At 75.9% G+C, this 11,858-nt stretch carries 11 protein-coding genes; 7 read left to right on the forward strand and 4 right to left on the reverse strand.

Features of this window, described 5'->3' with window-relative positions:
- Positions 1–5 precede the first annotated feature (5 nt).
- The 4 genes from infB to rimP form a co-directional block, all read right to left on the reverse strand.
- Positions 6–3,002, reverse strand: coding sequence for a translation initiation factor IF-2 (gene infB, locus GA0070606_RS08780; RefSeq protein ID WP_091096660.1), 2,997 nt, complete (start codon positions 3,000–3,002; stop codon positions 6–8).
- 93 nt (positions 3,003–3,095) lie between these two features.
- Complete coding sequence (locus tag GA0070606_RS08785) at positions 3,096–3,428, reverse strand: YlxR family protein (protein WP_091096662.1); 333 nt, start codon at positions 3,426–3,428, stop codon at positions 3,096–3,098.
- Between the two features lie 16 nt (positions 3,429–3,444).
- Positions 3,445–4,488 (reverse strand): transcription termination factor NusA, encoded by a 1,044-nt coding sequence (gene nusA / locus GA0070606_RS08790; RefSeq protein ID WP_091096664.1) that lies wholly within the window; start codon positions 4,486–4,488, stop codon positions 3,445–3,447.
- Positions 4,485–5,186, reverse strand: coding sequence for a ribosome maturation factor RimP (gene rimP / locus GA0070606_RS08795; protein ID WP_091096665.1), 702 nt, complete (start codon positions 5,184–5,186; stop codon positions 4,485–4,487). Before rimP ends, nusA begins: the two co-directional genes overlap by 4 nt.
- 229 nt (positions 5,187–5,415) lie before the next feature.
- On the opposite strand from rimP, the gene GA0070606_RS08800 reads away from it, so the two are divergent.
- The 7 genes from GA0070606_RS08800 to GA0070606_RS08830 all read left to right on the forward strand — a co-directional run bounded on the left by GA0070606_RS08800 (position 5,416) and on the right by GA0070606_RS08830 (position 11,794).
- Positions 5,416–5,865, forward strand: a complete 450-nt coding sequence (locus tag GA0070606_RS08800; RefSeq protein ID WP_091096667.1) for a hypothetical protein — start codon at positions 5,416–5,418, stop codon at positions 5,863–5,865.
- Positions 5,862–6,308 (forward strand): ferritin-like domain-containing protein, encoded by a 447-nt coding sequence (locus GA0070606_RS08805; RefSeq protein ID WP_091096669.1) that lies wholly within the window; start codon positions 5,862–5,864, stop codon positions 6,306–6,308. The genes GA0070606_RS08800 and GA0070606_RS08805 overlap by 4 nt, the downstream gene beginning before the upstream one ends.
- A gap of 64 nt (positions 6,309–6,372) precedes the next feature.
- Complete coding sequence (locus GA0070606_RS08810) at positions 6,373–6,960, forward strand: PadR family transcriptional regulator (protein WP_091096671.1); 588 nt, start codon at positions 6,373–6,375, stop codon at positions 6,958–6,960.
- Positions 6,957–7,715, forward strand: a complete 759-nt coding sequence (locus GA0070606_RS08815; RefSeq protein WP_176737273.1) for an ABC transporter ATP-binding protein — start codon at positions 6,957–6,959, stop codon at positions 7,713–7,715. The genes GA0070606_RS08810 and GA0070606_RS08815 overlap by 4 nt, the downstream gene beginning before the upstream one ends.
- Complete coding sequence (locus GA0070606_RS08820; RefSeq protein WP_091096673.1) at positions 7,712–10,441, forward strand: FtsX-like permease family protein; 2,730 nt, start codon at positions 7,712–7,714, stop codon at positions 10,439–10,441. Before GA0070606_RS08815 ends, GA0070606_RS08820 begins: the two co-directional genes overlap by 4 nt.
- A gap of 28 nt (positions 10,442–10,469) precedes the next feature.
- Entirely contained in the window at positions 10,470–10,970 is a 501-nt protein-coding gene (locus tag GA0070606_RS08825; protein ID WP_091096675.1) for a nitroreductase/quinone reductase family protein, read from the forward strand.
- An 86-nt stretch (positions 10,971–11,056) separates the two neighbouring features.
- Positions 11,057–11,794, forward strand: coding sequence for a nucleotidyltransferase domain-containing protein (locus GA0070606_RS08830; RefSeq protein WP_245724619.1), 738 nt, complete (start codon positions 11,057–11,059; stop codon positions 11,792–11,794).
- The last annotated feature ends 64 nt before the right edge of the window (positions 11,795–11,858 follow it).

The following is an 11,858-nucleotide window of genomic DNA, read 5'->3' on the forward strand; positions in this document are numbered from 1 at the left end:
CCGGATCAGGCGCGAGCCTTCTCCCGCATCTCGAAGGTCTCGATGATGTCGCCGACCTGGACGTTGTTGTAACCACCCAGGGTCAGACCACACTCGAAGCCCTCGCGAACCTCCGTGGCGTCGTCCTTGAACCGCTTGAGCGAGCTGATGGTGAGGTTGTCCGCCACCACCGAGCCGTCGCGCAGCAGGCGCGCCTTGGCGTTGCGCCGGATGACACCCGACCGGACGATGCAACCGGAGATGTTGCCGACCTTGGACGAGCGGAAGACGTCGCGGATCTCCGCGCTGCCCAGCTCGACCTCCTCGTACTCCGGCTTGAGCAGCCCCTTGAGCGCGGCGTCGATCTCCTCGATGGCCTGGTAGATGACGGTGTAGTACCGGATCTCCACGCCCTCGCGGTCGGCCATCTCGCGGACCTTGTTGGCGGCCCGCACGTTGAAGCCGATGATCGTGACCGCCTCGGACGAGGCGCTCGCGAGCATGACGTCGCTCTCGGTGATCGCACCCACGCCCCGGTGGATGATCCTGAGCTGGACCTCCTCCGGGATGTCGAGGTTGAACAGCGCGTCCTCGAGGGCCTCCACGGAACCGGAGACGTCGCCCTTGAGCACCAGGTTGAGCGAGGTCTTCTCGCCCTCCTTGAGCTGCTCCATGAGCGTCTCGAGGGTCGCCCGGCCGCGGGAGTTGGCGAACGCCGCCGCCCGCCGCCGCGCCTGCCGCTGCTCGGCGATCTGGCGCACCGTGCGGTCGTCCTCGGCCGCCAGGAAGGTGTCACCCGCACCCGGCACCGCGGTCAGACCGAGCACCAGGACCGGACGGGCCGGACCCGCCTCGGCGACCTGGTTGCCGTTCTCGTCGAGCATCGCCCGGACCCGGCCGTGCGCCCCGCCGGCGACGATCGAGTCGCCCGCCCGCAGGGTGCCCTTCTGCACCAGCACCGTCGCCACCGCACCGCGGCCCTTGTCCAGGTGCGCCTCGATGGCCACACCCTGCGCCGGCCCGTCGATCGGAGCGGTCAGCTCCAGCGACGCGTCGGCGGTCAGCAGGACCGCCTCGAGCAGGTCGTCGATGCCGATGCCCGGCTTCGCCGCCACGTTGACGAACATCGTGTCGCCGCCGTACTCCTCGGCGACCAGCCCGTACTCGGTCAGCTGCTGGCGGACCTTGTCCGGGTTGGCCTCCGGCTTGTCGACCTTGTTGACCGCCACCACGATCGGCACGTCGGCCGCCTTGGCGTGGTTCAACGCCTCGATCGTCTGCGGCATCACGCCGTCGTCGGCCGCCACCACCAGCACCACGATGTCGGTGACCTGGGCACCACGGGCACGCATGGCGGTGAACGCCTCGTGACCCGGGGTGTCGATGAAGGTCACCGCCCGGTCCTCGCCCTCGTGCGGGACGTGGACCTGGTAGGCCCCGATGTGCTGGGTGATGCCACCCGCCTCGCCGGCCACGACGTTCGCCTTGCGGATCGCGTCGAGCAGCTTGGTCTTACCGTGGTCGACGTGACCCATGACGGTCACCACCGGCGCACGGCTGACCAGGCGGTCCTCCGCGACCTCGGCGTCGAGGTCGATGTTGAACTGCGCGAGCAGCTCGCGGTCCTCGTCCTCCGGGCTGACGATCTGCACGTTGAAGCCGAGGTGCTCACCCAGCAGCAGCAGGGTGTCGTCGGAGCAGGACTGGGTCGCGGTGACCATCTCGCCCAGGTTGAACATCTCCTGGACCAGCGAACCCGGGTTGGCGTTGATCTTGTCGGCGAAGTCCGACAGCGAGGCGCCACGGGAGAGCCTGATGACCTGACCCTGACCCCGGGGAGCGCCCGAGCTCATGGTCGGGGCCGACAGGTTGTCGAACTCCTGTCTGCGCTGCTTCTTGGACTTGCGACCACGGGTCGGCCGGCCACCCGGACGCCCGAAGGCGCCCGCGGCGCCGCCGCCACGGCCACGACCGCCGCCACCGGGACGACCGCCGCCACCGGCCGGGGCACCCGGACGGAAACCGCCACCGGGAGCACCGCCGCCGCCACCGGGACCGCCGCGGTAGCCACCGCCGCCGCCACCGGGACCGCCGCGGAAACCACCGCCGCCGCCACCGCCACCGGGACCGCCGCGGAAACCACCGCCGCCACCGGGACGACCCGCGCCGCCACCGGGGCCGCCACGCCCGCCGCCGGGACCGCCGGGGCGGCCGGTGGTGGGGCGCTGGCTCGGCATGGACGCCGGGCTGGGCCGGGGCGGCATGGAGGCCGGGCTGGGCCGCGGCGGCATGCCCGCCGGGCTGGGCCGGGGGCCACCGGCACCGGCGGCCGGCGGCCGCTGCTGCTGGCCGCCCTGGATGCCGAACGGGTTGTTGCCGGCGCCGCGCGCCGGCGGACGACCGCCCGGCCGGGCGCCCGGACCCGGCTGCGGGGCGCCGGGACGACCCGCGGCCGGGGAACCCGGACGGGGCGGCACGGCGTTCGGGCCGGGACGCGGACCCGGACGGGGACCACCCTCGGTCGGGGGCTCCCGTCGGACGTTCTCCCGCTGCTGCTGGCGGGCGGCCTGCGCGGCCTTGACCGCGGCCTCCTGCTCAGCCTTGAGCGCGGCGGCGCGCGCCTCGGCGGCCGCCACCTCGATGTCGTGCGCGCTCGCCGGCTTGGCGACCGGGGTCGCCGCCTGCGGCGGGCCGGGGACCGGGCCCTTGGGCTTCGGTCCGGGGGTCGGCGCGGCCGGCCGCCGGGGCGGCATCGGCTTGGCCGAGACCCGGGGGGCACCCGGGGTCGGGGGCGGCGTCGGGGTCGGTGCCGGGCTCGGGGCCGCCGCCGGCGGGGCGGTCGGCGCCGAGGAACCACCGGCGGACGCGACGAATGCGCCACGCAGCCGTCGGGCGACGGGCGCCTCGACGGTGCTGGACGCGGACTTCACGAACTCGCCCATCTCCTTGAGCTTGGCGAGAACGGTCTTGCTTTCGACCCCGAGCTCTTTTGCAAGCTCGTGTACGCGGGCCTTACCTGCCACTGCACTCCTCACTCCGAGGTCGTGCGGGCAGCACCCGCAGCGACCTCACTCGTGCACTTGAAGCCTGGTCATTTCAGGGACTTCATCGTGTGCTCATGTCGGTCGTCCTACCCTGCTAGCGACCCTCGCCCGGTCGGGCTGACCGGACGTAGTGGTTGGCGCATCGACGTGCTCGGCAAGCTCACCGTGGTCGAGGACCCCGGTGATGCGCAGCGCCCGCCCGAAGGCGCGCCGCCGCACCGCTTGCGCGAAGCAGGCCGGATCCGGGTGCATGTTCGCTCCCCGACCCGGCAGCCTGCGGGCCGGATCGGGCCGAAGGCTGTGACCAGCCTCGTCGCCGACCGCGACGATCCGCAGCAATTCGCTGGCCGGCGCACGACGCCGGCAACCCACACAGGTGCGCTCCGGCAGCGCGCGTCGTACCACTGGAGGAAGTCTACCCCTAGGCGCCCGAGATCGCGCCGCCCGGTTCCGGGACGTGATCAGCCCCGCCCCGGCCCGCCGCGCCGGCCTGCTCCGCGTCGGACCGGATGTCGATCCGCCAACCGGTCAACCGGGCGGCAAGCCGGGCATTCTGCCCCTCCCTGCCGATGGCGAGGGAGAGCTGGAAGTCCGGAACGGTCACCCGGGCCGTCCGGCTGGCCAGGTCGACCACCTCGACCCGCAGCGCCTTGGCCGGCGACAGCGCGTTGCCGACGAAGGTGGCCGGATCGTCCGACCAGTCGATGATGTCGATCTTCTCGCCGTGCAGCTCGCTCATCACGGCCCGGACCCGCTGGCCCATCGGGCCGATGCAGGCACCCTTGGCGTTCACGCCCTGAGCGGTGGAACGGACCGCGATCTTCGTACGGTGACCCGCCTCACGCGCGATCGCGGCGATCTCCACGGTGCCGTCGGCGATCTCCGGCACCTCCAGCGCGAAGAGCTTCTTCACCAGGGCCGGGTGCGAGCGGGACAACGTCACCTGCGGGCCACGCAGCCCCTTGGCCACGTGCACCACCACGCAGCGGATCCGCTCGCCGTGCTGGGGATCCTCGCCCGGGACCTGCTCGGACTGGGGCAGGACGCCCTCCAGCTTGCCCAGGTCGACGCTGATGATGCCCTTCTCGCGGCGGGTCTCGTGCGCCTGCACCACGCCGGTGACCAGGTCGCCGTCGCGGCCGACGTACTCGCCGAAGTGCACCTCGTCGGTGGCCTCCCGCAGCCGCTGGAGGATCACCTGCTTGGCGGTCATGGCGGCGATCCGACCGAAGTCGTGCGGGGTGTCGTCCCACTCCCGCACCACGGTGCCGTCGTCGTCCAGCTCCTGCGCGTAGACCAGGGCCGCGCCGGACTTACGGTCGATCTCCACCCGGGCGTGGGGTTCCGCCCCCTCGGTGTGCCGGTAGGCGGTCAGCAGCGCGGTCTCGATCGCCGCGAGGATCGTGTCGAACGGGATCTCCCGCTCGCGCTCGAGTGCGCGCAGCGCCGCGAGGTCGATGTTCACCTCTCCTCGTCCTCCACATCATCTTCGTCGTCGAAGTCGTCGGTGTCGTCCATGTCGTCGGGTTCGTCCGTCTCCTCGATCTCGTCGAGGCGGTGGAACTCGACCTGCACCCGGCCGGGGCCGAGCTGTGCGTACGTCCAAGTGGCGGGGCCGGTGTCGGTCTCCAGCACCACGCGCTCGTCGTCGGCCTCGACCACCCGGCCGGTGACCTGCCGGTCACCGGCGGGCTGCTCGGCGCGCCGCCCGGGCGGGGCGGCGGCGCCGCGGGCGGTCACCTTGACCAGCCGCCCGACGTTGCGCCGCCAGTGCCGCGGCAGCGTCAGCGGCCGGTCCACGCCGGGCGAGCTGACCTCCAGCTGGTATTCCCCGGCGACGATGTCGCCGCCGGCCTCCTCGGCCGCGTCGAGGGCGGCGGAGACGGCCCGGGAGACCTCGGCGACGGCGTCCAGGTTGATCCCGCCGTCGGCGTCCACGATCACCCGCACCACGTGCCGTCGGCCGGCGCGCGAGACGGAGAGGTCCTCCAGGTCGTAGCCCGCGCCGGCGACCACCGGCTCGATGACCTCACGCAGCCGGGCCCGCCGGGCGGCGAGGTCGCCGCGCGGGCCGCCGGCGCGTTCCCCGCCCCGGGGGGCCTCCGCGCGCCGGGGCCTGCCCGCCGGACCCGTCGACCTCGTGGCACGGCCACGCTGCGTCATCTCCGCACCCTTCTCGTGATCGACGGCGCCCGGTCGGTCGCCATGCCGGCACGCCACCGGAGCTGACGCGCCGGTGGCTGCGCAGAGCGTAACGCGCCTGCCGTGCGCGGGACCGGGCGGCGCACCGACGCCGGTGACCCACGTACGGCGGGTGATGGTGTTGACTTGTCCGGTGGCGACGGGCAGAACGACGCAACGCGGCGGAGCAACCGGGCATTCCCGGCGAACAGTGCTGCGCGCCGGGACACTCCTGGCGCTCGGCGGGGCGGTCGCGCCGCTGACCGCCTGTGATCTTCTCGACCGCGGCGACGATCCCGCCCCCGGGCCCGACCCGCTCACGCCGCTGCTCGACGAGGCGCTCCGGCTCGCCGCCGCACACCGCGACGCGGTCGCGGCGCACCCCGCGCTGGCCGGGGTCCTCACCCCGATCGCCGAGGCGCACGGCGCGCACGCGGCCGAGCTGGCCCGGGTGATCGGCGTACCGCTGCCCTCGGCGCCCGCCACGGCCACCCCGGCTCCGGCGGGCGACCCGGCCGCGGCCCGGGCCGCGCTGCGCGAGCGCGAGGACGCCGGCCGGAAGAACGCGACCAGCGCCTGCGCGGCGGCGCCGGCGGAGCGGGCCGCGCTGCTCGCCTCGATCGTCGCCGCGCGGGCGACGCACGTGGAGGCGCTGAGGTGACCGCACCCACACCGTCCGGCGCGCCGAACGCCCTCGGCGCGGCGCTCACCGCCGAGTACGCGGCGGTCTGGGCCTACGGCCCCATCGGGGTGCGCCTCACCGGCGCGGCCCGCCGGGCCGCCCGGGAGGCGGAGGCCGCGCACCGGCGTCGCCGCGACGACCTGGTGCTGCGGTTGAGCACGGGCGGCGGCGCCGTCCCGCCCGACCGGGCGGGCTACGCCCTGCCGTTCCCGGTGACCGACCGGGCCAGCGCGCTGCGGCTGGCCGTCGAGGTGGAGGAGCGCACGGCGGCGTTCTGGCGGGCGGTGGTCCCGGCCACCACCGGCGCCGACCGGGACCGGGCCCTGGCCGCCCTGGTCGACTACGCCCTGCGGGCGACCCGCTGGCGACGGACGGCCGGGATCACCCCGTCGACCGTGCCGTTCCCCGGTCGGCCCGCCTGAGCACCGCTGCCCACCGTCACGCTCCGGTTGCGGGTCGCATACCAGGTATGCATACTCCGTTCCCATGTCCATCCGTCACGGGCTGCTCGCCCTGCTCGAGCGCGGCCAGATGTACGGCTACCAGCTCCGCGCCGCGTTCGAGGAGTCGACCGGCTCGACCTGGCCGCTGAACATCGGGCAGGTCTACACCACCCTGTCCCGCCTGGAGCGGGACGGGCTGGTCCGCTCGCTTCCCGAGAGCGAGGCCGGGCAGCGCCCGTACGAGATCACCGACGCCGGGCGGGCGGACCTGACCCTGTGGTTCGCCACCCCGGTCAGCCGCACCGACCGGCCCCGCGACGAACTGGCGATCAAGCTGGCCCTCGCGTTGACCACCCCCGGCGTCGACGTGCGGTCGGTGGTGCAGACCCAGCGCAGCGCGACCATGCGCACGCTGCAGGAGTTGACCCGGTTGAAGTACGCCAGCGACCGCCCGGAGGAGCTGCCGTGGCGGCTGGTGCTGGACGCCATGGTCTTCCAGGCCGAGGCCGAGGTGCGCTGGCTGGACCACTGCGAGACCAGCCTCGTGGGCTACCGGCCGACCGGGCCCGGTCGGCTGCCGACGAGCCCTGCCGAGGCGGTGGACCGGGCGGACGAGGAGGCGCGACGGTGAACGCGGGCGGCCCGTCGGCGGGCGAAGGCCCGGCCACGGCCGTGCTCGACGTGCGTGACGTGCACCGCACCCACGGCGTCGGGCCGGCGGCGGTGCACGCGCTGCGCGGGGTGAGCCTCGCCGTCCACCCGGGGGAACTCGTCGCGGTGATGGGCCCCTCCGGCTCCGGGAAGTCCACCCTGCTGGCCCTCGCCGGCGGGCTCGACGGCCCGACGGCCGGCGAGGTGTACGTCGAGGGCGAGCAGCTCGGCGCCCTGGACCGGCGCCGTCTCGCCCAGGTGCGCCGCCGCCGGATCGGCTACATCTTCCAGGACCTCAACCTGCTCGGCAGCCTCACCGCCGTGGAGAACGTCGCCCTGCCGCTGGAGCTGGACGGGACCGGTGTCCGGCGGGCCCGCCGGCTGGCGCTGGACGCGTTGGCCGAGGTGGGCCTGCCCGAGCTGGGCGACCGGTTCCCCGACCAGCTCTCGGGCGGCCAGCAGCAGCGGGTGGCCATCGCCCGCGCGCTGGTCGGCGAACGCCGGCTGGTGCTCGCCGACGAGCCGACCGGGGCGCTGGACTCGCAGACCGGCGAGGCCGTGCTGCACCTGCTGCGCCGGCGGGTCGACGCGGGGGCCGCCGCGGTCCTGGTCACCCACGAGGCGCGGCACGCCGCCTGGGCCGACCGGGTGGTGTTCCTGCGCGACGGGGTGCTGGTCGACTCCACCGCCCCGCTCGGCAGCGTGGAGCAGTTGTTGAGCGGCAGCGGTCGATGACGGCGGGCCGGGGCGGCCGGCTCGCCGGCGTCGTCGGTTCCTGGTGGGCGGCGCTGCGGATCGCCCGGCGCGAGGCCCGCCGGGCGCGGGGGCGTACGGCGCTGGTGCTCGCGATGATCACGCTGCCGGTGCTGGTGCTGACCTTCACCGCGGTGAGCTGGGACATGTCCGACCTGACCCGGGCCGAACGGAACGACCGCCAGCTCGGCACGGCGGACGCGGAGCTGCTCTGGGTGGCGCGGGGCCCGGTCTTCCAGGACGCCTGGGGCGAGGGCTGGGGTTCCCCGGGAGACAACCTGGTCCCGGCCGGGCCGGTCACCGCCGCGCAGGTGACCGCCCTGCTGCCGGCCGGGAGCCGGGTCGTCCCGCTGCGCCGGTGGGTGGCGTTCGACGCCCGCGTCGGCGAGCGGGTCGTCGGCGGCGTCACCGGGCGGGAGGTGGACCTCGCCGACCCGCTCGGCCGAGGGCTGGCGCGGTTCCACTCGGGTCGGGCGCCGGCCGGGCCGGACGAGATCGCGGCGAGCCCCGCGGCGCTGCGCCGCCTCGACGTCCGTCCCGGTGGCACCGTCACCTCCGGCGACGGCGCGCGCTCGTGGCGGGTGGTCGGGGTGGCCGAGTACCCCGACGACCTGGGGCCCGTGGTGACGCTGTACCCGTCGACGGAGGGCCGGGCGGCCGAGCCGGAGTCGAGCTGGCTCGTGGACCTGCCCGGCGGCGTCGACGAGGCGTTGTTCCGCCGGCTCAACGAGCAGGGCGTCGTGGTGCGCGCCCGCACCCCGGCCCCGCCGTCGGGCACCGGTTCGCCCCCCTTCGCCACTTCCACCGGCATGGACGTCGAGGGGATGAGCGTCTCGGTGCTCGTCGGCGGGCTGGGGCTGCTGGAGGTGGTGCTGCTCGTCGGGCCGGCCTTCGCCGTCGGCGTACGCCGGCGACGCCGCGATCTCGCGCTGGTGGCGGTGGCCGGCGGGGACGACGCCCACCTGCGCCGCATCGTGCTGGCCGACGGCGTGGTGCTGGGCGCCCTCGGGGCCGCCACCGGGGTGACGCTGGGCGTCGCCGCCGCGTTCGCCGGCCGCCCGCTGGTGGAACAGCACCTCTACGGCGCACGCTTCGGCGGGTACCGCTGCTGGCCGGAGGCCCTCGTGGCGATCGCGGCCGTCGCGGTGCTGACCGGGGTGCTGGCCGCGCTGGCGCCCGCCTGGGCGGCCGCCCGGCAGGACGTGGTGGCGGGACTGGCCGGCCGCCGTGTCCCGCCGGCGCACCGCCGGCGCTGGCCGGTGGCGGGGCTGGCCCTGACCGTCGGCGGCGCGGCGCTCGCCGCGTTCGGGGCCGCCCGGACGGCGCCGGCGGTGCTCCTCGTCGGCCTGATCCTCGGCGAGTTGGGACTGGTCCTCGCCACCCCCACGCTGGTCGGCCTGCTCGCCCGGCTCGGCCGGTCGCTGCCGCTGGCCCCGCGGATCGCCCTGCGCGACGCCAGCCGCAACCGGTCCTCCGCCGCCCCGGCGATCTCGGCCGTGATGGCGGCGGTCGCCGGCAGCGTCGCCGTCGGGGCGTACCTGGCCAGCGACCGCGCCCGGTCGGACGCCATGTACGCGCCGAGCCTCCCGCCCGGCACCGTGCTGGTGACCCTGCCGGAGGACGGCGCCGACCCGGCCCCGGACCGGCGGGGCGGCCGCCCGAACCTGGAGCAGGTCGCCGGGTCGGCCCGCGACCACCTGGGCGCCCGCACCGTCGTGCCGGTGGCCGAGGCGAGGTGCGGCGTCGGTGCCGACCCCTGTTCGGTCTCGCCGGTGCTGCCGCCCGAGCGGGCCTGCCCCTGGCCGTCGCGGGACGGCCTCGGCCGCGCCGAGCAGCGCCGGGCGCTCGCCGACGCCCGCTGCACGGGCGACCACGCCCCGTACGGCACGTACTTCCAGGCGGTGGTGGACGACGGCACCGTGCTGCCGGCCCTGACCGGGGCCGGTCCCGCCGAGGTGGCCGCCGCCACCGCCGTGCTGCGGGCCGGTGGGGTGGTGGTGACCGATCCGCGCTACGTGGTCGACGGCCGGGTCGACGTCGTGGTCGCCCGTTCCGGGCCGGACGGGTCCGTGGCGCCCCCGCCCACCACCGTCGACGGGTACGCGTTCCGCACCGGCCTGGGCGCGCAGCGGCTGCTGGTGTCCCCGCAGGCGGCCGACCGGCTCGGGTTGACCGCCCACCCGGTCGGCTGGGCGGTGTCGGCCGACGGCGCGCCCGGCGAGGAGCGGCAGGAGCGGTTCCGCACCGCCCTGCGGCCGTTCGGGGTGCAGTTGGAGTTCGAGTCGGGCGGCTCGGGCGACGACGAGCGGCCGGCGCTGCTCCTGCTGGCCGCCGCGGCCGGGGTGATCACCCTGGGGGCCGCCGGCATGGCCACGGGGCTGGCGGCGGCCGAGGGGCGGGCCGACCTGTCCACCCTGGCCGCGGTCGGCGCAGCCCCGGGGCTGCGCCGGCTGCTGTCGCTCTGTCAGGCGGGGGTGATCGCCGTGTCGGGCTCGGTGCTCGGCATCGGCGCCGGCCTCGGCTCGGCCGTGATCATCCTGACCGCGCTGAACCGCCGGTACGCCGAGATGTGGCCGGTCCAGGACCCGTACCCGGTGCTGGTCCCCTGGGCCACCCTCGGCGTCCTGCTGGTGGTGCCGCTTGTCGCGATGCTCGGCGCGGGACTGTTCACCCGGTCCCGGCTGCCGGTCGAGCGACGTCTCGACTGAGCGGACGGCGACGGGCACACTGGTCTCCGTGCCCGTTCTGGGAGCCCTCACCCGCCGCGTCGGTCACCACCGCTGGTTCGGCGCCGCCGCCCGCCTGCTCGTCCCCGCCGACCGGGTGGTCGGGCGGCTCACCCGGGGCCGGGTGGTCGCGCTGGGCCTCGTCCCGTCGCTTGTCGTCACCACCACCGGCCGTCGCTCCGGCAAGCCGCGCAGCAACCCCCTGTTGTACGTGCCCGACGGCGGGGCGTACGTGGTGGTGGGCACCAACTTCGGCCAGACCCACCAGCCGGGCTGGGCGCTGAACCTGCTCGCCGACCCGACGGCCGAGGTGGCCGTGAAGGGTCGCCGGCTCCCGGTGCGCGCCGAGGTCGCCACCGGCGCCGAACGGGAGCGGCTGTGGCGGCTCCTGGTCGACCAGTGGCCCGCCTACGAGGCGTACGTGCGGCGGGCCGGCGGCCGGGAGATCCTCGTCTTCCGGCTGGTCCCCACCGGGCGCGGCGGGCCGGGCGGACCGGAGGGACGCGGCTAGGGTGGTGCGGGTGACCGGCGCCGACGGTGACACCGGCGGCCCGGCCCCGACGGACGGCCCGGTGGCGAGGGCGTGAGGTGGTCGGCGTGGACGTGGAGGACGGTGCCGCCGACGGCGGCGTACGCCCGGACGATCCACGGTGGGCGGTGGCCGGGCGGGTCGCCGACGCCGCGCGCCGGCGCTTCCCGGCCGACGTGCTCGCGGTGGCGGTGCACGGCCCGCTGGCGCACGGCGACGACGACGGCGGCGGGGACGGTGAGGTCGGGTTGCTGGTGGTGACCTACCGCCCCGGCGGCGGGCCGCCCCCGGCCACGCGGCGGGTCGACGGCGTGCTGGTGGACCTCACCGTGTCCGGCGCGGACGACTACCTGCGCCAGGCGCGGGTGATCTCGCCGCTCTGGCCGCTGACCGCCGACCGTTACGTCAGCACCCGGGCGCTGCACGACCCGACCGGCTGGCTGCGCGCCCTGCGCGACGAGCATCTGGGCCGGCTGGCCCGGGCCCGGCCCGCCGAGTTCAGCACGGCCGCCCGGCAGGCGTGGTACAGGGGCAGCGCGGCGCACGCGCGGGCCGCCCGGCTGGCCGAGTGGTACGAGACCGACCAGGCCCTGCTGATGCTCGGCGAGGCGCGGCTGGCGGCGGCCACCGTGCACGGGCTGCTCAGCCGCACCTACTTCCGCGACCCGGGGGACGCCGTGCGGCGCACCGGTCTGGCCGGCGCGGACATGACCGAGGTGGGCGCGGTGCTGGCCCGCCAGGCGGAGGAGCTGGCCGCGCGGGGCCGCCCGGTCGACGGCACGGTGGACGACCTCCTCGACGGCTGATCCCGACGGCCCTTCACTCGACGGCAGCCCGCGTCGCCTCCGTGCGGCGGGTGACGACGCACTG

The sequence above is a fragment of the Micromonospora citrea genome, assembly GCF_900090315.1.
Taxonomy (GTDB): Bacteria; Actinomycetota; Actinomycetes; order Mycobacteriales; family Micromonosporaceae; genus Micromonospora; species Micromonospora citrea.